This window comes from Kordiimonas sp. (assembly GCF_965216265.1).
Taxonomy (GTDB): Bacteria; Pseudomonadota; Alphaproteobacteria; order Sphingomonadales; family Kordiimonadaceae; genus Kordiimonas.
The window spans coordinates 1,324,378-1,345,305 of the sequence record NZ_OZ244153.1 but is presented as its reverse complement, the minus strand read 5'-3'; the positions used below and the strand labels follow the sequence as shown (position 1 = coordinate 1,345,305).

At 55.8% G+C, this 20,928-nt stretch carries 19 protein-coding genes; 12 read left to right on the top strand and 7 right to left on the bottom strand.

Annotation, left to right across the window (positions count from 1 at the left end):
- The first annotated feature begins 58 nt into the window (after positions 1-58).
- Complete coding sequence (locus ACOOGA_RS06200; RefSeq protein WP_420429985.1) at positions 59-400, top strand: zinc ribbon domain-containing protein YjdM; 342 nt, start codon at positions 59-61, stop codon at positions 398-400.
- Between the two features lie 86 nt (positions 401-486).
- Here ACOOGA_RS06200 and ACOOGA_RS06195 read toward each other — a convergent pair whose 3' ends face one another.
- Genes ACOOGA_RS06195 through ACOOGA_RS06180 form a run of 4 tightly spaced genes read right to left on the bottom strand, consistent with a single transcriptional unit; the run spans position 487 to position 4,773 of the window.
- Positions 487-1,803, bottom strand: a complete 1,317-nt coding sequence (locus ACOOGA_RS06195) for a sugar MFS transporter (protein ID WP_420429984.1) — start codon at positions 1,801-1,803, stop codon at positions 487-489.
- Between the two features lie 20 nt (positions 1,804-1,823).
- The gene (gene nagA, locus ACOOGA_RS06190) at positions 1,824-2,975 is read right to left on the bottom strand and encodes an N-acetylglucosamine-6-phosphate deacetylase (RefSeq protein ID WP_420429983.1); all 1,152 of its coding nucleotides are present in this window, start codon (positions 2,973-2,975) and stop codon (positions 1,824-1,826) included.
- Entirely contained in the window at positions 2,975-4,042 is a 1,068-nt protein-coding gene (locus ACOOGA_RS06185; protein WP_420429982.1) for an SIS domain-containing protein, read from the bottom strand. The genes nagA and ACOOGA_RS06185 overlap by 1 nt, the downstream gene beginning before the upstream one ends.
- Complete coding sequence (locus ACOOGA_RS06180; protein ID WP_420429981.1) at positions 4,039-4,773, bottom strand: GntR family transcriptional regulator; 735 nt, start codon at positions 4,771-4,773, stop codon at positions 4,039-4,041. The genes ACOOGA_RS06185 and ACOOGA_RS06180 overlap by 4 nt, the downstream gene beginning before the upstream one ends.
- A gap of 212 nt (positions 4,774-4,985) precedes the next feature.
- Here ACOOGA_RS06180 and zwf point away from each other — a divergent pair, with 212 nt between their 5' ends.
- The 8 genes from zwf (at position 4,986) to ACOOGA_RS06140 (ending at position 13,725) form a co-directional block, all read left to right on the top strand.
- The gene (zwf, locus tag ACOOGA_RS06175) at positions 4,986-6,464 is read left to right on the top strand and encodes a glucose-6-phosphate dehydrogenase (RefSeq protein ID WP_420429980.1); all 1,479 of its coding nucleotides are present in this window, start codon (positions 4,986-4,988) and stop codon (positions 6,462-6,464) included.
- Between the two features lie 32 nt (positions 6,465-6,496).
- On the top strand, positions 6,497-7,159 hold the full coding sequence (pgl, locus tag ACOOGA_RS06170) for a 6-phosphogluconolactonase (protein WP_420429979.1): 663 nt from the start codon (positions 6,497-6,499) through the stop codon (positions 7,157-7,159).
- Positions 7,160-7,201: 42 nt separating this feature from the next.
- The gene (edd, locus tag ACOOGA_RS06165) at positions 7,202-9,013 is read left to right on the top strand and encodes a phosphogluconate dehydratase (protein WP_420429978.1); all 1,812 of its coding nucleotides are present in this window, start codon (positions 7,202-7,204) and stop codon (positions 9,011-9,013) included.
- A 2-nt stretch (positions 9,014-9,015) separates the two neighbouring features.
- On the top strand, positions 9,016-9,645 hold the full coding sequence (locus tag ACOOGA_RS06160; RefSeq protein ID WP_420429977.1) for a bifunctional 4-hydroxy-2-oxoglutarate aldolase/2-dehydro-3-deoxy-phosphogluconate aldolase: 630 nt from the start codon (positions 9,016-9,018) through the stop codon (positions 9,643-9,645).
- A gap of 72 nt (positions 9,646-9,717) precedes the next feature.
- A complete protein-coding gene (locus ACOOGA_RS06155) occupies positions 9,718-10,125 on the top strand; it encodes an MAPEG family protein (RefSeq protein WP_420429976.1) in 408 nt (135 codons plus the stop codon).
- A gap of 96 nt (positions 10,126-10,221) precedes the next feature.
- A complete protein-coding gene (locus ACOOGA_RS06150) occupies positions 10,222-10,752 on the top strand; it encodes a hypothetical protein (RefSeq protein ID WP_420429975.1) in 531 nt (176 codons plus the stop codon).
- Complete coding sequence (locus ACOOGA_RS06145; protein ID WP_420429974.1) at positions 10,752-12,248, top strand: sodium:solute symporter family transporter; 1,497 nt, start codon at positions 10,752-10,754, stop codon at positions 12,246-12,248. Before ACOOGA_RS06150 ends, ACOOGA_RS06145 begins: the two co-directional genes overlap by 1 nt.
- Positions 12,249-12,285: 37 nt before the next feature.
- Positions 12,286-13,725: a cryptochrome/photolyase family protein gene (locus ACOOGA_RS06140; protein ID WP_420429973.1), complete on the top strand. Its 1,440-nt coding sequence runs from the start codon at positions 12,286-12,288 to the stop codon at positions 13,723-13,725.
- Here the strand turns inward: ACOOGA_RS06140 and ACOOGA_RS06135 are convergent.
- The 3 genes from ACOOGA_RS06135 to ACOOGA_RS06125 all read right to left on the bottom strand — a co-directional run bounded on the left by ACOOGA_RS06135 (position 13,722) and on the right by ACOOGA_RS06125 (position 16,371).
- A complete protein-coding gene (locus ACOOGA_RS06135) occupies positions 13,722-14,855 on the bottom strand; it encodes a CaiB/BaiF CoA transferase family protein (RefSeq protein WP_420429972.1) in 1,134 nt (377 codons plus the stop codon). The two genes, ACOOGA_RS06140 and ACOOGA_RS06135, sit on opposite strands and share 4 nt — an antisense overlap.
- 103 nt (positions 14,856-14,958) lie before the next feature.
- Positions 14,959-15,729, bottom strand: coding sequence for a 3-hydroxyacyl-CoA dehydrogenase (locus ACOOGA_RS06130; RefSeq protein ID WP_420429971.1), 771 nt, complete (start codon positions 15,727-15,729; stop codon positions 14,959-14,961).
- A 117-nt stretch (positions 15,730-15,846) separates the two neighbouring features.
- Positions 15,847-16,371, bottom strand: coding sequence for a GNAT family N-acetyltransferase (locus tag ACOOGA_RS06125; protein WP_420429970.1), 525 nt, complete (start codon positions 16,369-16,371; stop codon positions 15,847-15,849).
- A 131-nt stretch (positions 16,372-16,502) separates the two neighbouring features.
- Here ACOOGA_RS06125 and ACOOGA_RS06120 point away from each other — a divergent pair, with 131 nt between their 5' ends.
- The 3 genes from ACOOGA_RS06120 (at position 16,503) to ACOOGA_RS06110 (ending at position 20,925) form a co-directional block, all read left to right on the top strand.
- Positions 16,503-17,369 carry a LysR family transcriptional regulator gene (locus tag ACOOGA_RS06120; protein ID WP_420429969.1) on the top strand — a complete coding sequence of 289 codons (867 nt, stop codon included), beginning with the start codon at positions 16,503-16,505 and terminating at the stop codon, positions 17,367-17,369.
- Positions 17,370-17,540: 171 nt separating this feature from the next.
- The gene (gene gor / locus ACOOGA_RS06115) at positions 17,541-18,893 is read left to right on the top strand and encodes a glutathione-disulfide reductase (protein WP_420429968.1); all 1,353 of its coding nucleotides are present in this window, start codon (positions 17,541-17,543) and stop codon (positions 18,891-18,893) included.
- Positions 18,894-19,074: 181 nt separating this feature from the next.
- Complete coding sequence (locus ACOOGA_RS06110; protein WP_420429967.1) at positions 19,075-20,925, top strand: 2-oxoacid:acceptor oxidoreductase subunit alpha; 1,851 nt, start codon at positions 19,075-19,077, stop codon at positions 20,923-20,925.
- The last annotated feature ends 3 nt before the right edge of the window (positions 20,926-20,928 follow it).

The following is a 20,928-nucleotide window of genomic DNA, read 5'->3' as shown; positions in this document are numbered from 1 at the left end:
TCCTTTGTGCTTTGCGGTGCGGCGCTTTATACCGGCGTCAAACATCAAAGGAATAACCATGAGCGAATTGCCGCCCTGCCCAAAATGCAACAGCCCGTATGTGTATGAAGACGGCGCGCTGCTCATATGCCCTGAATGCGCGCATGAATGGACACCGGGCGCTGAAGGCGTACAAGATGATGACACGCTGGTGGTTAAGGATTCTGTTGGTAATATCTTGAGCGACGGCGACGATGTCACCGTAATCAAGGACCTCAAGGTCAAGGGCTCGTCCAGCATTGTCAAGGTTGGCACCAAGGTGAAGGGCATCCGCCTTGTAGGCGGTGACCATGATATCGACTGCAAGATGCCCGGTATTGGCCAGATGGGGCTGAAGTCCGAGTTCGTGAAAAAGAGCTAGGCTCGAGGGACGGTAAATGAAAAGGCCGCGGATTTCTCCGCGGCCTTTTGGCTTGAAAGTCTGGGGGTTCTCAAGCGTTGTAATCTCTACTTGCTGCCCCACGAGCGCAGTTTGTAGCCCGCAACAGCGTAGTAGAGAATGAAGAGGTAACACGGCAGCGCCATCCAATAGGAGGCTTGCATGTCTCCGAGGCTGGTGGACAGCTTGCCAAGGACAAGCGGCAGGATCGCCCCGCCCGAAATGCCCATGATCAGGAGCGCTGACCCCTGGGCCGTGAACTTGCCGAGCCCTTCAAGCGCGAGCGGCCAAACCGCAGGCCAAACGAGCGCGTGCGCTAGCCCCATCAGCGCCACAAACATCACCGGGTTTGGCACCGTTGGAACGCCCGCCCAGCCGATGAGCACATCCGCAATCGCTGTTGATGAAGGTGACGTGAAGACAATACCCAGCACACACAGACAGCCTGCAATCGCCGAGCCGAGAAGGGCACGTTGTTGGCTAAAGAAGCGCGGGATACAGGTGACACCGATCAGATAGCCGATCACCATGAACACCATGGTGTAACTTGTGAGGGTGCCGAAGTGCGCCACACCAATGTTTTTACCAAACAGGCCAATGGTGTCGCCCGCGATCACTTCAACGCCCACATAAGCGAAGAGGGCAACAGCACCGAGGATCACTTGCGGGAACTGTACCACGCTGGTTCTCTTACTTGCGCCTTCGCTCAGGTCTTCCTCCGGGTCGATATGGGGCAACGGTGAAAATTTGACGAGGCCAATGAGCAGGAAAAGCACAATCGCCATATAAATATAGGGCATGATCAGGCGGTTCGACAGTTCCTGAATTTCCGCTTCAGACATGGCGGCTGCACCGTCATGTGCCATATCGCCCAGATCGGCAAGGATCAACGCCGTGAACACGATAGGCGCCACAACACCCGCACCCTTGTTGATGATACCCATGATGGAGATGCGCATGGCGGCGCTTTCCTTGGGGCCAACCATCACAACATAGGGGTTGGAGGCGGTTTGCAATATGGTCAGGCCAGTGCCCAGAACAAAAAGCCCGCTCAGGAAAAAGAGGTAATTGGCGGTGAGCGCGGCGGGGATGAACATCAAAATGCCTACCACCATGATCGCAAGCCCAAGCGCCATGCCGTTCCGGTAGCCTGTGCGGGCCAGCACACTCGCCATCGGCAGCGCCATCACCGTATAGGCGATATAAAAGGCGAAGGTTACAAACAGCGCCTGAAATTCGTTGAGGTCACAGATGATCTGCAAAAACGGGATCAGAGATCCGTTCAACCAGGTCACGAACCCGAAAATAAAGAACAACACACCGATGATAGCCATGGGTATGACCGTGCTTGTCGGTTTTTCCTCGACGGGTAATGCCGCTTCCATAACGCCCTCCTATTTTCCCGTTATTGTTGTTTGGTCTTGTAATGTGTGCCGCCGATCCAAACCCCCTGGACCTCGACATTGTCATTAAGCAGTACCAGGTCGGCGCGCGCACCTGCGTGCAGGCTGCCGTATGTTTTTGAAAGGCCCAGAAAGGCCGCTGGCGTACCGCTCGCCATACGGAGTGCCGCATCAAGCGAAACGCCCAGCATCTCATGCGTGTTTTTCACGGCACTCGCCATATCAAGCGCTGAGCCCGCGAGCGTGCCGTCTGGCGCAGTTGCTTTGCCGTTCTCCACCGTGATGGGGCGGCCTTGCAGGATAAAGTTCGGGTCGTCCGCGCCCACACACGGCATGGCGTCTGTCACCAGCATCAGGTGGTCCGCGCCTTTGGCGTGCAGCGCTACATTGAGGCTGGCTTTGTGAACGTGAAAGCCGTCCACAATGATGCCCGCATAGGCGCTACGGCTTTCAAGGGCCGCGCCCACCACGCCCGGTGCCCGGCTTTCAAGCGCGGTCATGGCGTTATAGAGGTGAGTGAAACCCTTGAGTCCGGCCTTGAGGGCTGTGTTTGTATCCTCATAACTCGCCGCCGTATGCCCAGCCGAGAGGATAACACCTGCGTCCGTCAGGCGGCGGATCATCTCTGGCGTTGTGCGCTCTGGCGCGATTGTCACATGCGTGATGCCACGCTTGAGCGACGTCAGCAGCGAGAAAGCATCTTCATCAATGGTGCGGAATTTTTGCGGGTCGTGCACACCCTTCTTTTTTACATTCAGAAACGGGCCTTCAATATGGATACCGAGGATGCCGGGTACCCCAGCTTCAATCGCTTCTCCGGTCGCGCGCATGGCGCGGTCTACCACTGAAAGGTCATCGCTGATAAGTGTTGGCAGCATGGCGGTGGTGCCAAACGCGCGGTGTGCTTCAGCAATTTTTATAATGCCGTCCACGGTGGGTGCGTCATTAAATAGCACACCGCCGCCACCGTTCACTTGGGTATCGATAAAACCCGGTGTCAGTATATTGCCACCCAGTGAGATGCGTTCCATTTCAGCTGGAACTTCCGATACTTTCATGAGGCTTTTGATGGTGTCGCCTTCAATGATGAGCGCGATTTCATCGGTCCAGCGTGGGCCAATGAACATACGGGCATCTGTAAGCGCAAATGCCATCACACGGTCTCCGTTACTTTATTGAGGTGTGGTGGTTCATCCGGGTTATAACCACGCGCGATGGAAAGCGCGTTCGCCATGCGGTAAAAGCTCTGGATAAAAAGGATTGGCTCGATCAGCGGATCAGCACCCTCAACGCTTGCGAGCGGTGCGGCACCGTCGGCTTTGAAGCCAGCGGTCATGACCTTGGCGCCTCGGCCGGTAAAATCATGCACGATATCTTCAACACCGCCGCGTGTGGCATCGTTTTGACTGAACACCAGAACCGGAAAACCTTCATTCACGATCGCCATGGGGCCGTGTTTGACCTCAGCCGCCGAATAGGCTTCCGCGTGCAGGCCACAGGTTTCCTTGAACTTGAGCGCGGCTTCAAGCGCAATACCAAATCCGGCACCCCGGCCAACCACAAAGAAGTTGCGGGCTTCAAGCAAAGTTTCAACAGCGGCGCCCCATTCACAGGCCCATGCGGCGCTCAGGTGGCGGGGTAGGGCGGTGAGGGCGGCTTTCAGTTCCACGTCATCCTGCCAGTAGGCAACCAACTGCAGGATGGCACTCAGGGATGCAATATAGCTTTTGGTAGCAGCAACGCTTTTCTCCGGCCCGGCGTGCAGGGGCACAACAGCATCAGCCAGGTCTGCCAGTGGGGAGGCTGTTACGTTCACAAGTGCTACGACAAAAGCACCCGCAGCTTTCGCGGCTTCTGCCGTGCGTACCAGGTCTGGGCTCTTGCCTGACTGCGAGATAGCAATAAAAAGTGTGCCCTCAAGCATTTGTTTGGCCGCATAAACGGAGCTGACAGAAGGCGCGGCTGAGGAGACAAGAAGCCCTGCTTTTGTTTCAATTACATATTTGCCGTACATGGCCGCGTGGTCTGAACTGCCGCGCGCGCAAGTGACCACAGCACGAGGTTTGAGGGCCCGCAGGCGTTCCCCAAGCTCCACCATCAGCGGTTCGTTTTCGGCGAGCTGGCGGGCAACAACATGGCCTGCCTCGCGGGCTTCGCTGAACATCAAGGTGCTGTCGGGCTTGAGGGCGGTTTGTACTGTCATCGCTACTTCCTTACTCATGCATGCAGTTCGGCGACAAAATCATAAGCGTCGCCGCGATAATGGGATTGGGTCACTTCCACCGTGGTGCCGTTTGCGAGGAAACCACGGCGTTCAATAAAGAGACCGGCGTCGCCCGCGCTCACGCCAAGGTCTGTGGCCTGTTTTTCGGTGAAGATGATGGCGCGCAGGCGCTGAAGCGCGCGCACCGGCCTGTGGCCTGTGGCTTCAAGCGCGGTATAAAGCGATGTTTCAACCGCGTCCAAGCCCGGCAGTGCGAAGGCTGGCACGATAGAGGTTTCAAGCGCCATGGGCGTGTTGTCGGCAAACCGGATACGGGTGAAACGAAAAACCCGTGTGCCGGGGCCAAGGCCCAGATTCAGGCTTTCTTCAGGTGTGATCACGCCTTCTGAGCGCGCGACCCATTCGCTATGTGCTTTCCAGCCGCGTCCGGCCATATCTTCCGAAAAAGAAGACAGCCGCGAAAAAGGTTTTTCAACCCGGCCCGACACAAAGGTGCCAGCACCCTGTTTGCGATCCAGAAGACCGTGTTGAACGAGACCGTCCAGCGCTTTCCTTACCGTGATACGGGAGACCAGCATGTCGCTCGCGATATCCCGCTCCGGCGGTAGCGCATCACCCTTGGGCAGTGCGCCGCGCTCAATAGCGCGTTCAATAGCGCGTGCCAACTGCTGGTACTTTGGCAGTGGGCTGGAGCCATCAAGCGGTCCGATCAAAGCGGAAAGAGCCATCGAATATGTTCCTTGTCTTCAAGATGCATACATCTCTATCACAACTATAATACCAATTAAATACCAAAATAAGATCATTAGCGCTCGCCGTTACAAATAAATTCCTTTATTGTCAGGAATAGGAAGCATTCTCGCAGGGATGCCATTGTGAAATTGACAGCGGTGTCAAATGAAAGTAGGGTCCGGCGCGAGTAATTTTTGGGAAGATTATAATGGTAGATGTTTTCGATTTGGTCATCTTTGGTGGTGGCGGCGACCTCTCGCGGCGCAAGCTCTTGCCGGCTCTGTTCGCGGGCTTTGTCGCGGGCCGCGTGTCGGCCGACAGTCGCATATATCTGACCTCGCGTTCCGGCCTTGAGGGCTCGGTGCACGATTGGCTCAAAGAGGTATTCGACGAGTCGCAGCCAGCATGCGACGTCAGCAAAGATCACTTGAAAACATTTTCGTCCATGGTGTCCATGGTTGAGCTTGGGCTCACCAAAGGCGGTGACGACTGGGAAAGCCTCAAGGCTTCACTCGCCGGTGATGACGACAGACCACTTGTGCATTTTCTTGCGATCCCGCCCGGGCTTTTCACCAGCACGTGTGAGCTGCTTGGCCAGTATGGTCTGAACAGTAAGCGCGCCCGCGTAGTGCTTGAAAAACCACTGGGTCATGATCTTGCCAGCGCGCAAGCCATCAATGATGATGTTGGCCGTGCGTTCGGAGAAGACCAAACCTTCCGCATCGACCATTACCTTGGGAAAGAGGCAGTGCAGAACCTTCTGGCGCTGCGTTTTTCCAACATTCTATTTGAAGAGCTTTGGAGTGGTCGCACCATCGACCATATCCAGATCACCATCGCAGAGGATCAGGGCGTGCAGGGCCGTGCGGGGTTCTATGAAGGCACGGGGGCCATGCGCGATATGGTGCAGAACCACCTGCTGCAGCTTCTCTGCCTTGTGGCGATGGAGCCGCCAGCGCGACTGGACGCCGACAGCATCCGTGATGAAAAGCTTAAAGTTCTGAAATCATTGAAGCCACTTTCGGGTGCCGAGATTGACCGTAATGTTGTGCGCGCGCAGTATCAGTCTGGCGCCATGCATGGGTCGGCTGTTGGCAGCTACGCTGACGACCTTGAGCTTGAGCAACCAAGCAGCACCGAAACTTTTGTAGCGCTTAAAGCGCATATCGAGAATTGGCGGTGGGCCGGTGTGCCGTTTTACCTGCGTACGGGCAAACGCCTGCCGGACCGGTTTGCCGAGATTGTGATCCAGTTCAAGCCGGTGCCGCACGCGCCGCACCCGAACTGGGGGTCGAACCTGAGCCCGAACCGGTTTATTATTCGCCTGCAGCCGGAGGATCATCTGGCGCTCAGGATGATGGTGAAAAACCATAGTGCCAAGTCAGAGGCACTCAAGGAAGTTGAGATGAACCTCGACGTGACCGGCGACGATGTGATCCGTCTGGGGCCTTATCTCAGGCTTATTCTCGATGCCGCTCGCGGGGACCAGAGCCTCTTTGTGCACCGTGACGAGGTTGAGCATGCCTGGCGCTGGGTTGACCGTATTATCGAACATTGGGAAAGCTCAGACGAGCCACCTGAAAGCTATCAGGCTGGCACTTGGGGCCCTTACGAAGCGCATGACCTGATGACCCGTGACCGACGGGAGTGGTTCCACGAAACCAGCGGCAGGAAGGTGGCCAAGTGATAACCTGGTGCACCTTTGAAACCCGCGCGGAAATGGTTGACGCGCTTGAGGAAGATACGTCCGAAGCGCTGATGCGCGCGATCAAGAAACAGGGGCGTGCCGCGTGGGCCGTGTCTGGTGGATCGACGCCAAAACCACTTTTTGAAGCGATGGCCGAAGCACCGCTCGCGTGGGAAGATATTCAGGTAGCACTTGTTGATGAGCGCTGGGTGGAGACTGACCACCCGCGCAGCAATGAAACTTTCATGCGGAACGCACTGGCCCAGAAGTTGGCTGCGGAAGCGCATTTCCTGGGCATGAAAACCAAGCATGCAAACCCCTTTGATGCGGTGGCGGACGTAAATAAACGCTATTCGGGCTTGTCGCTGCCGTTCGCAAGTGTTCTCTTGGGCATGGGGCCAGACGGGCATACCGCTTCCCTTTTCCCTGAGGCGGAAGGCCTTGAAGATGCGATGGCGACAACAAACATGTCACCATGTGCAGCGCTCAAGGCGAAAAGAAGCGATGTTACCGGTGACGAGCTTGACCGGATGAGCCTGACAGCCGCAACGATAGCGGCCGCGCAGCACGTCGCCCTGATGATTACGGGGCTTGAGAAAAAACAGGTGCTTGAACGTGCGCTGGCGACAGATACGCATCTGCCAATTGCGCGCCTCGCCCAAATGGCTGACATAACTGTATACTGGGCGCCCTGATGTTTCGGGTGTACCCGCTGTCTGTAACGACGGGAGCGTAACATGACCCATCCAAAACTAGCCGAAATTACCGCGCGTGTGCACAAGCGGTCCGAGAAAAGCCGCGCCGCATACCTCGCGAACATTCAGGCCATGCGTGACGCCGGGCCTGCGCGCCCGCATCTTTCTTGTGGCAACCTGGCCCACGCCATCGCTGCCTGCTCGGAAGCTGAAAAAGAAAAGCTGATGCAGGAAGGCATGGTCAATATCGGCATTGTCAGCGCCTATAACGACATGCTGTCTGCTCACCAGCCCTATCACGCGAAACTGGATGAAGTGAAAAACGCCGTCATCAATGCGGGCGGCGTAGCGCAAATGGCGGGCGGTGTGCCGGCCATGTGTGATGGTGTGACCCAAGGCCAGCCAGGCATGGAAATGTCGCTCTTCAGCCGGGAAGTGATCGCCATGGCAACGGGTATTGCCATGAGCCATAACGTCTTTGACGGCGGGCTTTTGTTCGGCATCTGCGACAAGATCGTGCCCGGACTTCTTATCGGCGCTATCGCGTTTGGGCACCTGCCATTTGTTTTTGTGCCAGCAGGGCCAATGCCCACTGGTATATCGAACGGCGAAAAGGCCAAAGTGCGGCAACAGTTCGCCAAGGGCGAAGTGGGCCGGGAAGAGCTTCTGCAAAGCGAAAGTCGCGCGTACCATAGTCCAGGCACCTGTACGTTTTACGGCACTGCAAACTCCAACCAGATGATGTTGGAGATGATGGGCCTGCAACTGCCTGGCAGCAGCTTCTTTGCACCCGGTGATGGTGTGCGGGAGGCGCTTGATGTGGCAGCGTCCGAGCGTATCGTAGCGCTTTCCGAGGCAAAAAACGGTGTCGGCCTTGCTGAAATGGTAACGGTAGAATCAGTGATCAACGGCGCGATCGGCTTGCTCGCGACCGGTGGTTCAACCAACCACACCTTGCATATTGTGGCCATTGCGGCGGCAGCGGGTATACAGCTTACATGGCGGGATTTTGCTGATTTATCCGAGATTATACCGCTGCTCGCGCGGGTGTATCCAAACGGTACGGCAGATGTGAATGCCTTCCACGAAGCGGGCGGTACGCCGTTCGTGATCAGGGAATTACTGGCCGGTGGTTTGTTGCACGAAGATGTGGAAACGATTTTGGGGCGCGGTTTGCGGCCATTCAGTGAAATGCCCGCAGTTGTTGGTGGCAAGCTGACGTGGCGTTTGTCGCCTGACCAGCCGGGAGATGAGATGATCCTGCGCAAGATCGACAAGCCTTTCCAGCCAACAGGCGGTTTGGCTGTGTTCAACGGTGCGCTTGGTGAAGCGGTGATGAAAGTTTCTGCAGTGAAGCCAGAGCACAGGTTTGTTGAGGCCCCTGCCATCGTGTTCGAGGATCAGGATGATCTTCTTAAAGCCTATAAAGCAGGCGAGCTTGAGCGGGACTTCATCGCGGTTATCCGCTTCCAGGGGCCAAAGTCCAACGGTATGCCTGAGCTGCACAAGCTTACGCCAAGCCTTGGTGTGCTGCAGGATAAGGGCTTCAAGGTCGCGCTGGTGACAGATGGCCGGATGTCTGGCGCGTCTGGTAAAGTGCCTGCCGCCATTCATGTTACACCTGAGGCGGCGAACGGTGGCCCGATCGCACGTGTGCAGCACGGGGACATGATCCGCCTTGACGCGGAGAATGGTGTCTTGGAGCTTCTTGTGGACAAGGAAGAGTTTGAAAAACGCACACCATCGGGCGGCCTTCAAACGCCTGAAACATTTGGGCGTAATCTTTTCTCTGGTATGCGTGCGCTTGTGGGCCCGGCGAGTGGTGGGGCTTCTGTTTTTGCGGGATGGGAATAATCATGTCTGACGTTGTCGCGGTACTGAAAAAATCACCGGTCATTCCGGTGCTGGCGTTTGTGAACGAAGAAGAAGCGGTTAATGTTTGCCGCGTGCTTTTTGACGAGGGCTTGAGCGTGCTTGAGATTACGCTCCGGCACCCCACAGCACTAGCAGCCATCAATGCCGTGAAACAGGATTTGCCCGACGATGCCTGTGTGGGTGCGGGCACAGTGATCACGCCCGACCTTGCGGAAGCATCGGTTGAGGCGGGGGCGGAATTTGGCGTGAGCCCTGGGCTGACGCCTGAGCTGGCGGCTGCTGTGAAGCGGCTCAACTGGCCGTTCCTGCCCGGTGTTGCCACGCTTTCAGAAGCCATGCAGGCGCGGGAATGGGGGTTTGAGGCACTGAAATTTTTCCCTGCCAATATCTCAGGCGGAACCGGTTTCCTCAAGGCGGTTGGCAGCGTGTTGCCTGACCTGACATTTTGCCCAACCGGTGGCATTTCTGTGGATACGGCCCCTGATTATCGCGCGCTTCCAAACGTTGCGACTGTGGGTGGGTCATGGATCACGCCGCGCAGTAAAGGCGGCGATATCGACCTTGGCCTCGTGCGTGAACTTGCCCGTACCGCAGTGGAAGCGGCGCATTAAAACACATTTTTCGTTGTTTTTTGGCCCACCGCCTTGTTTGATAGCCTTGTGATCTGAAGGGGAGCAGGGCGCATGGGCAATATACCACTCACAATTCTATACACCGGGCTTTTTGGGCTGTTGATGGCGATCCTGTCGATCAGGGTATCCTTCGCGCGTGCTCGTGCGGATATCGAGTTTGGCGACGGTGGCGAGCCAGACCTCACGACCCGAATCCGTGTGTTCGGAAATTTCACCGAGCATGTGCCCATCATGCTTTTGATGTTTTTGGTGCTTGAGCTTGCGCACACACGTGCGCTTTTACTGCACGGGCTTGGTACAGGACTCTTGTTCGCGCGTATCATCCACGCGGTGTGCCTAAAGGTGGAAAGCCCACCAACACCGTGGCGGCGTATGGGGCGTTTTGTGTCCGCCCTTGGCACCTGGCTCATCTTGCTCACCATGAGCTTGCTACTCATCAAACCTTATATTTTGCAGTAAAATTGAACGATCGTTGAAAAATTGCAATGTGGGCTATTGACCCAGGCCAGCAAAGGCCACTAGGCTCGCTCCCGAATAGGTGGAGGGGAGGCCATCGTGAAAGCCATACATCTTGCGTTTGCGTTTCTGCTGGCCATAGCCAGTATTACGATCTTCATATTATTAAGTGACCCACCACCGGGCGCCGTTGGTGTTGCCCACGAAACCATTTCGGGTATGAAGCTTGGCGGTGACGGCGCTGCGCGACTCGCGACGGTCGGCTTGGCCCCCTTCTATTTCCAGATTGCCGTGATCGCGTTTGCGGGCACGCTTCTTTACATGGGCGTTGCGGAGCGTCGTCGTGACACTACGCTCAGGTTAACGCTGGCGACTTTCACCGGCGTCGCCATGTTTGTCTGGTACATGCTGTACAGCGGATATGAGGCCTATCTGGAAACCGGGCAGACGGATGTGGTGTTTGGCTTTCCTGTGCCTGTGAACTGGATGTTCTGGGGCATATGGGGAAGTTTTGTGGTGTTTGACCTGTTTTATGTTTTTGCATTCCGCAGGTATTTCCTTCCCGCCGAAGATGAAGCTGCTTTCCATGCACTTGTGGAAGAGCTGAAGGCGGAAGAGAGGGCTGAGTGATGGAAGAGTATCGTCAAGCCATTATTCTTGGCTGTGTTGCGCTTTATATGGTGATGTGTATCTGGGTGGGTCTTTGGGCGATGCGCAGGACCAAGTCTGCCGGTGACTTCTTTGTCGCCGGGCGCGGACTTGGGCCGGTGGTTGTCAGCCTCGCTGTATTCTCGTCAACCCTATCCGGTTTTGGTTTTGTTGGCGGCCCGGGGCTTGTTTATGCCACTGGGCTTAGCTCTATCTGGATGGCGGTGTGTTCGGCCCTTGGGTACGCCACCGGGTTTTACCTGATCTCCAAGCGTATCCGCATGGTAGCTGAAGTGCGGGATACCATGTCGCTTCCTGATGTGGTGTTCGCGCGGTACGGCAGTGAAACAGCCCGGTTACTTACTGCGGGCACGATCCTTTTGGGTGTGCTGGGGTATCTGGCGACGCAGATTCTTGCGATGGCGCTGGTGCTGCAATCCGTTCTGTCGGCAACAGAAGTGCTGGCGGATATCAGCTTGCTTGCCTGTGTGCTGCTCTCCAGTGCTGTGTTGATTTTTTACTGCGTCACCGGCGGTATTATCGCGTCTGTGTACACCGACCTTGTGCAGGGCATCGTGATGATCGTCTCTGGCGCGCTGGTGGTGATGACGGCTGCAACAGTGTTTGACGGTGGGCTTGCAGAGGTGAGTCAGATACTACTTGAAAAAGACGGCGAAAGCATCATGCCGTTTGGCACGCTTGGCACCATGGCGTCGCTCAGCTGGTTTTTCCTCTTTGGCCTTGGGCTTGCGGGCCAACCCCACGTTGCCACCAAAATGATGATGAACCGGAACCTGAGCGACAACCGCGTGATCTTGCCGATGACCATATTCGGCTATGCTATTGCGGCGATGCTGTGGATTTCGGTGGGCGTGGTCATGCGGGCCCTTGTGCTTGGTGATGTGGCGATGCCGCTTGGTGCACCTGATGAAGCAGCGCCTGCGTTCTTGTCCACATATGCTCACCCGCTTCTAGCGGGCATTGTGTTTGCCGGACTTTTTGCCGCGATCATGTCCACGGCGGACGGCTTTCTCAACATCGGCGCGGCGGCCATCATCCACGATATCCCGAAAGCCATTCGGGGTCGTTCGCTTGATAACGAGCTTTTCTGGGCTCGTATCGCAACGGTTGGCCTTTCTGTGCTTTCAGCGGGCTTTGCGCTTTATAGCTATTATGGGAGCAACGCGCTTGTGGCCATACTTGGGGCCTTTGGGTGGGGCACGTTTGCGGCGGCGCTTGTGCCTGTTGTGCTTATTGGCCTCAACTGGAAACAGGCAAGTGCCCGGGCGGCTATTGTTGCCATCTCCTCAAGCCTCGTGATCAACCTGAGCATCCAGCTGTTTTCGATCACGATACCTTACGCTATCTCGCCAGGTTTCCTCGCTATGCTCACTTCCATGATCCTGTTCATCGGGGTGTCGCTTATGGAGAAGCCGAAACAATTGCCAAAAGATATTGATCGGATCATGGACCTCTAACGTAAAACCCTCATGGTGAGACCATGAGGGGGTATGTGTGAGTTCGATTTTGGTGTTGATGGCCGGGGCGCTTCGCCTTGACGATAACCCGGCGCTGTTGGCGGCTTGCAAGACTGGCAGGCCGGTTGTTCCCGTATTTATCCTTGATAACGAGAGTGCGGGTGCACGGGCGCCGGGCGGCGCGCGGCGTTGGTGGCTGCTGCAGTCGCTTGCCAAGCTTGGCTGGAAGTTGGAACAGCGGGGCAGCAGGCTGGTTATCAGGCACGGTAACACGTCTGATATCATTGGTGCGCTGCTACGTGAAAGTGCGGCAGACGCGATATATATGAACCGAAGCTACAGCCCGCACGGGCGTGCGCTGCAGGAAACGCTTCATGAAACCTGTACCGCAGCCGGTGTTGAGTGCAGGCGTTTCAGCGGAAACTTGCTGCTTGAGCCAGAACAGATCGTCACCAAAACGGGCAAACCCTATGAGGTGTTTTCGCCCTTCTGGCGACAGGCCAAAGAGTTGATAGGCGAACAGTATGCCTATGACGCACCGAGCCAGATTCCGGCGCCATCTGCATGGCCCGCAACCGACCCGCTTGAGAGTCTTGGGCTTGAGCCGAAGCCGTCCTGTTGGGCTGATCCCATCAGCGAGGCATGGCAGCCGGGAGAGGCTGCGGCGCTGGAGAGGCTGGAGCATTTTCTTGATGAAATCGCTGCAGGTTACGCAGGCGCCCGTGACGTGCCTGGCGTGGATGGTACGTCGCGCTTGTCTCCGTACCTTGTGGACGGTGAGATCAGCGTACGGCGGATATGGGCACAAAGCATGGCGGCGGCTGAAGCAAACCCTGCTGCCAGTAACGGTATCCACGCCTTTATGCGCGAACTTGGTTGGCGCGATTTCAGTACACACCTGCTGTTCCATTTCCCTGAGATGCCAAAGCGCCCGCTGAAAGTAAACTTCAACCGATTTCCGTGGCAGGACGGGCAGGGAGAGCATCTTGCGGCCTGGCAAAAGGGGCAAACAGGGTTCCCGATCGTGGATGCGGGTATGCGGCAACTGTGGCAAACGGGCTGGATGCACAACCGGGTGCGCATGATTGTGGCATCCTTTCTGGTGAAAGACCTGTTGTGGCACTGGCGGGACGGTGCCAGTTGGTTCTGGGATACGCTGGTGGACGCCGACCTCGCGAACAATTCTGCAAGTTGGCAGTGGGTGGCGGGCTGTGGCGCGGATGCGGCGCCGTATTTCCGTATCTTCAACCCGATTTTGCAGGGTGAGAAGTTTGACAAGCGTGGTGAGTATGTCCGCGAATTTGTACCCGAGCTTGCGGCACTCCCAGATGCGTATATCCACAAACCGTTTGAAGCACCGCGTGAGGTACTGGAGGGAGCGGGCATTGCCCTCGGGCAAGATTATCCGCATCCTATTATCGACCGCAAAGCCTCCCGCGAACGAGCGCTGGCGGCTCTGGCGCATACCAAGGTTTAACCGATTTTTCCAGTGTCCCTGAGGTGCTGGATATCTTCCGCACTATAGCCAGCGTTTTTGAGTAGTTCATCCGTGTCTGCACCCTTGACGGCGGGGCCGTGGGTGACCTCAGGTTCCGTGCGGGAGAAACGCGGGGTGGGGGCAGGCTGGCGCACGCCGTCGACCTCAATAAAGCTCTCCCGCGCCTGATTATGCGGGTGTTTATACGCCTCCCAGAACGGTAGTATGGGTGCAAAACAAGCGTCTGTACCGTCCAGCAGTTGCTGCCATTCCTCTAGTGTTTTGCTTTTGAAAATTTCCGTCAGCTCAGCCTTGAGGGCAGGCCACTCGCCGGGGTTCAGGTGGTTCTGCATCCAGCGGCTATCAAGCCCGGTTTTGTCTATAAATACCTGCATGAAATGCGGCTCAATCGCGCCGAAACTTACATAGTGGCCGTCGCTTGTCTCGAATGTGCCGTAGAAATGCGCTCCGCCATCCAGCAGGTTCACGCCTCGCATGGGCGCCCAGCGGTGGTTGGCGAGCATAGAGTGGAAGATAGACATCAGTGCGGACGAGCCTTCGGCCATGCTGACATCAATGGCTTGGCCTTTGCCGGACGTTTTCGCTTCCAGAATGCCGCAGACAAGCCCGAAGGAGAGCATCATGCCGCCGCCGCCATAGTCACCAACCAGATTGAGCGGGGCGACCGGCGGAGCATCTTTTGGCCCCATGGCATGTAGCGCACCGGAAAGGGCTATATAGTTGATGTCATGCCCGGCGGTTTTGGAGAGGGGGCCTGTTTGCCCCCAGCCTGTCATGCGGCCATAGACGATTTTGGGGTTGGCCTTAAGCACGTCATCCGGACCAAGGCCCAACTTCTCCATCACGCCAGGGCGGAACCCTTCAAAAAGCGCATCGGCGCTTTCGCACAGTTTAAGGAAGGCGGAGCGGCCTTCTTTTGATTTCAGGTCGAGCGCGATGGAGCGTTTGCCGCGGCGGTTGATATCCACCTTCATTTCCATGGGGGACGCGGGGCCAGGTCGGTCGATTGCGATCAGCTCCGCGCCCATGTCAGCCAGCATCATGCCGGCAAACGGACCGGGGCCAATGCCAACCAGTTCCAAAATGCGTATGCCTTTGAGTGGCCCCATGATCTCCATCTCCCTGTAACGAACCTGTTTCCATCATTTAGGGCACATGTGTTTGTTTTCTAGGAAGAACTGGTGAGGCAGTGCCTCACCAGATTGGAGCTTATTATTTTGGAGCCATACGGGCGGCGGCATCCATGCGGATTGTTTCACCGTTCAGGTATGCGTTTTCAACGATATGGCCAGCAAGCTTGGCGTATTCTTGTGGCATACCGAGGCGTTTCGGGAAAACCACCTGGTTGGTCAGGCTTTCAACGGCAGCTTCAGGCAGACCATCAAAAAGCGGGGTGTGGATGAAGCCTGGCGCGATGGTCATCACGCGGATACCCTGGCGAGAAAATTCGCGCGCAGCAGGCAGGGTCAGGCCAACGATACCGCCCTTGGATGCCGAATAAGCCGCCTGACCAATCTGTCCTTCAAACGCCGCAACAGACGCAGTGTTGATGATTACACCGCGTTCACCGTCTGCGTTTGCTTCGTTTGACTGCATGGCTTCGGCTGCTTGTGCCAGCACGTTGTAGCTGCCGATGAGGTTAATGCCCACTACCTTGCGGAAATGATCCATCGGAAAACGGTTGCCGTCCCGGTCGATAATTTTCTGGGGGTTTCCGATCCCGGCGCAGTTCACGGCAATATCCACGCTGCCATATTTATCTTTGGCGATTTTGATGGCATTTGCGACAGCGGCTTCGTCTGTAACGTCTGTATTGACGTAGGTGACAGCGCTGCCGAGCTTGGCTTCAAGCTCGGCGCCCAGCTTGTCATTAAGGTCGAGAATGACAGCATTTGCGCCGTTCTTTACAAAATGCTCAACAGTTGCGCGGCCAAGGCCGGATGCGCCGCCGGTCACGAGCGCGGTTTTGCCGGTAATATCCATTGGGGAAAGCTCCAAATATTTATGTTGCGGCGCAGCATATAGGTGGGCATAGCCTAAATCAAGCACGGAGCCGCCATTGCGGCGTTCGGGCTTTTGGCTCTGGAGCACGTCGCGCTTTCAAACGGTGATGGCAAAAATCTTGGTCGCAGTTTCCTGTCCCGGCAGTACATCATCGCGGTCGTAATGCAACCCAAGTTTTTCGACGAGTCCGATGGAACGAACATTGGCTGGTGACACCAGCGCCTGAATATGTTTGTGCCCAAGCTTGCCCATGGCGTGGTTGAGCGTTGCGCGCGCGGCCTCATAACCGTAACCCTTCGAGGTATAGTCAGGCAGGTAAGCAAAGCCGATATCGGGTTCTTCAAAATAGGGACGTTTGAGGAGGCCGCAAAAGCCGATTGGCTGATTACTGTCCTTCAACTCCACGACCAACATCCCAACGCCGTGCGCGCGGTAACTGTTGATGAAATTTTCAGTGATGTAGCGGCGGGCATCTTCCAGCGTGCGTAGCTTTTTGTCTCCGATAAATTCAAGAAACGCCGAATCGTTATAAATGGAGAGCGTAAAGGCCGCGTCGTCCAGCGTTGCTTCCCTCAGGCGGAGGCGTTCCGTCTCCAGTGTCTCGAGTTTTTTATTGGTCATTCAGCATCCTTGGTGTCGTGCCGAAGCGGACAGTGGCTTCAGCCTAACAATATGAAGGATTTATCATGATGTGAAATGATAGTATTTCACAAATGCATGAATAAAATTCACGGATACATATCATGGACAAAATGCCACCCCTAAAAGCGATCCGAGCTTTTGAAGCCACGGCGCGGCACCTTAGTTTCAGCCGTGCGGCAGATGAGCTGTGTGTAACGCAAAGTGCCGTTAGCCATCAGGTGCGCGCCCTTGAGGATTTTCTGGGCAAAAAGCTGTTGGTGCGGAACGGTAAGCGAATATCGCTTACCGTTGAGGGCGACACCTTCCAATCTGTGGTGGGTGACTGCTTTAGCCGCATGGCGTCGGTCACTGATCACTTGATAGGCAAACAAAAGGTCAGCCTTCGCATCATGACGCAGACGTCAGTGGCGTCTGAATGGCTGGTTGCGCGCCTGCATGATTTCAATACCGCGTACCCTGATGTGATTACCCGGCTTGATACTTTTGTTATGGCGAACAGTTTTGATGCGAACGACTATGACGTGCTGATCGGTGCCTGGCCTGCGCCCGAAGGGTTTGTCACAAGAAAGCTGAGGGACGGGCGCTGGTATCCGGTTTGTGCGCCAACGGTTTATGATCAGATTGACCCGCACGACCCGGCATCGCTACTCGATTGGCCACTTTATAGTACTGAGGAAGGCGCTGACTGGACACTGTGGATGCAACATCAAGGCCTTCGCCCGCCTGCAACGCTTGACATAAGGCACTATAACCTGGCGCTGATCTCTGCTCGCGCGGCCGTTGACGGGTTTGGTGTTGCCCTGAGTAATGATCTTGTTGCAGATAGGTTGGTACGGGTGGGGGATTTAATACCGCTCAAGCAGTTCAGCTATTCACTGCCCTGGGGGCAATATTACGTGCACTATCGCAGCGACCGGCACAACCAGAACCAGACCGCGGCATTCACCGAATGGTTGGAAGCAGCCGCGCGTGCATAAGCATTTTAAAGGGCTGGACCTCGTGCGCCATCATATTATTGTGATGCGACACGAAGGCGCATCATATTGGTTTGGGCTCGCCACGCCCCATATTCAAAAGCCAGAAAATGATTGAATTGATGTTACTAATGTTGCAAATGCAATATTATAAGTATTGAAGGAAAGCAGTCCATGCAGTTTGATTACGACCTTTTTGTCATTGGTGCGGGGTCTGGCGGTGTGCGGGCCAGCCGCATTGCGGCAGGGTTTGGCGCGCGTGTCGCTGTGGCGGAAGAATTTCGTGTTGGCGGTACTTGCGTGATCCGCGGCTGTGTACCCAAAAAACTGCTCGTATATGCGTCTCACTTTTCTGATGATTTTGAAATGGCCAGGGGGTTCGGTTGGAGCGTTGGTGATGTCAGCTTCGACTGGAAGACGCTGATCGCCCGCAAGGACGCGGAGATAGACCGCTTAAACGGTCTCTATATCAAAACGCTGGACGGCGCAGGTGTCGAGATCATCAATGGTCGCGCCACTGTGACAGGCCCGAACAGCGTTGAGGTTGATGGCCGCGAGATTACGGCAAAGACGATTCTGGTTGCTGTCGGGGGTTGGCCGCAAATGCCAGACGTGCCGGGTATTGAGCATGCGATTTCGTCCAATGAAGCGCTGCACCTTGATGAGCAGCCCAAGCGCATTGTGATTGTGGGTGGGGGTTATATCGCCGTTGAGTTCGCGGGCATCTTCCGAGGCATGGGCTCAGAGGTGATCCAGCTTTATCGCAGCGAGCAGATATTGCGCGGTTTTGATGATGATCTGCGTGACAGGTTGGCCACTGAGATGCGCGGCAAAGGTATTGATCTCCGCACCAATACGAACGTCACAAAAATAGAAAAATCTTCTACTGGAGTGGTGCTGACGCTGACCGACGGCTCAACCCTTGAGGCCGACGCCGTGATGTATGCCACCGGCCGTACGCCAAAAACTGAAGGCCTGGGCCTTGATGCTGCGGGGGTGGAGCTTGCTAAAGGGGGCGCCGTGAAGGTTGATGCCTACGGCAAAACCAATGTGGGCAGCATCTATGCTGTAGGTGACGTGACAGACCGTGTGCAGTTAACGCCGGTTGCGATCAAGGAAGGCCACGCGTTTGCGCTCACCGTGTTTGGGGGAGCGCCCACGTCGCCAGCGCATGACGCCGTGCCGAGTGCGGTGTTTTCGCAGCCGCCGATTGGCACTGTTGGCCTCACGGAGGAGGAAGCAAAAGCCCAGTATGGTGAGGTGGAAGTCTATACGTCCGATTTCCGCCCCATGAAGCACACGCTGGGTGGCTCGGACGAGCGGGCTTTTACCAAATTGATCGTTGACAAAACTACTGACAAAGTGGTTGGTGCGCACATGATTGGCGCTGACGCAGCAGAGATCATTCAGGGTGTTGGTATTGCCGTCAAGGCGGGGCTGACCAAAGCGCAGTTCGATACCACCGTTGCGGTGCATCCCTCAAGCGCAGAAGAATTTGTGCTGATGCGGACACCGCGCGCGAGTTAAATGAGAGTTTTGAGAATATGAGTAGAATTATATTCTCAAAATAGATGCGTTTCATGCGTATGATAGAAAAATTTCTTCGCGTTTTGGCTTGAAGATCGTTATTTGTATCGCACATGTGACAAAGAGCATTGACAGCGGGCGTGACTAGGAGTTGCCTGCGGACTTGAAGGAAAAGTAATCCATGGCTTCTGACGTACAGGTTTTGGAATCGGCGGTTGTCCGTTTTGCGGGCGATAGCGGCGACGGCATGCAGTTGACCGGCAGCCAATTCACAACCTCGACCGCGCTGTCGGGCAGCGACCTTGCCACCTTCCCGGATTTCCCGGCTGAGATCAGGGCGCCTGCGGGCACCACCTTCGGTGTTTCTGCCTTCCAGATCAATTTTGGCGCCAAGTCGATCAAGACGGTAGGTGACAGGCCTGATGTTCTGGTGGCCATGAACCCGGCGGCCCTCAAAGTTAATATCGATACATTGCGCCCCGGTGGCTTGCTGGTGGTTGATACGGGCTCATTTACCAAACGGAACCTTCAGAAAGCTGGCTATGAAGTTGACCCTGTGGACACGCATGAGCTTGATGCTTACCAACTTATTGAACTTGATATCTCAAAGCTGACGCTTGAAGCGGTGAAAGAGTATGGCCTTGGTAACAAGGAAGCGCTGCGCTGTAAAAACATGTGGACACTTGGCATGATGCTCTGGATGTTCAGCCGCAAGCGTGAGCCTGTGATTGACTGGCTTGAGAAAAAATTTGCCAAGAAACCAGACATTGCCGCCTCTAACGTTGCAGCGCTTAATGCTGGTCATGCTTTTGGTGAGACGGCTGAACTTTCTGCGACCTTCAAACGTTATCAGATCGGCGCGACACACTCTGAGCCGGGTCTTTATAAAACGGTAACCGGCAGCCAGGCGCTTTCCTGGGGCGTTGCGGCAGGCGGTGAGCTTGCAGGCCTTCCTATCGTGCTTGGCTCATACCCCATCACGCCAGCGTCACCCATCCTGCACACACTTTCAAACATGAAAGAGCTGGGTGTAGTGACCTTCCAGGCGGAAGATGAGATTGCTGCAATTTGTGCGGCTATCGGCGCGGCATATGGTGGCGCGCTTGGTGTTACCAGCTCGTCTGGCCCGGGTATCGCGCTTAAGGGCGAAGCTCTTGGGCTTGCGATCTCAACCGAGCTACCAATTCTCGTGATCAACAGCCAGCGCGGAGGCCCTTCCACTGGCTTGCCGACAAAAACGGAACAGTCTGATCTTTATCAGGCGATTTATGGTCGTAACGGTGATGCGCCACTGCCGGTTATTTCGACCCGTAGTCCGGGCGACTGTTTTGAAGCCGCGATTGAGGCTTGCCGCCTGGCGGTTAAATATATGACGCCGGTGATGCTGCTGACCGACGGCTTTATCGCCAATGCTGCGGAACCTTGGAAGCTGCCTGATCTGGACGCGATCGAGCCGTTTACCGTGAAGTTTGCGGAAGCGCCGGAAGAGGGGCTTGAGTTCAACCCGTTCAAGCGGGATGAAAAAACGCTAGCACGCCATTGGCCGAAGCCGGGCATCAGCGGGACCGAGCACCGTATTGGCGGCATTGAGAAAAGCTATAACACCGGCCATATTTCTTATGACCCTGAGAACCACCAGAAAATGACGGATACGCGCGCAGCCAAAATTAATGGCATCGCTAACGATATTCCGGCGCAGGATGTGGATCAGGGCGAGGAAAAGGGCACGCTTGCGGTTGTAGGCTGGGGGTCAACCTATGGCCCGATCTCGGAAGCTGTGAAAGCGGCGCGGGCCGATGGCCTTAAGGTTTCACACATTCATATCCGTTATCTTCATCCGTTTCCCGCTAATTTGGGTGACCTTCTGGCAGGATTTGATAAAATCATCGTGCCGGAGATGAATACAGGGCAGCTTAAAACCGTGCTTCGGGACAAGTTCCTGTTAGATGCCAAGCCGCTGAACAAAGTTTCGGGCCAGCCGTTCAAAATCCAGGAAATCCTGGATGCGATCCGCGCTGAAGCCAGCAATTAGGGA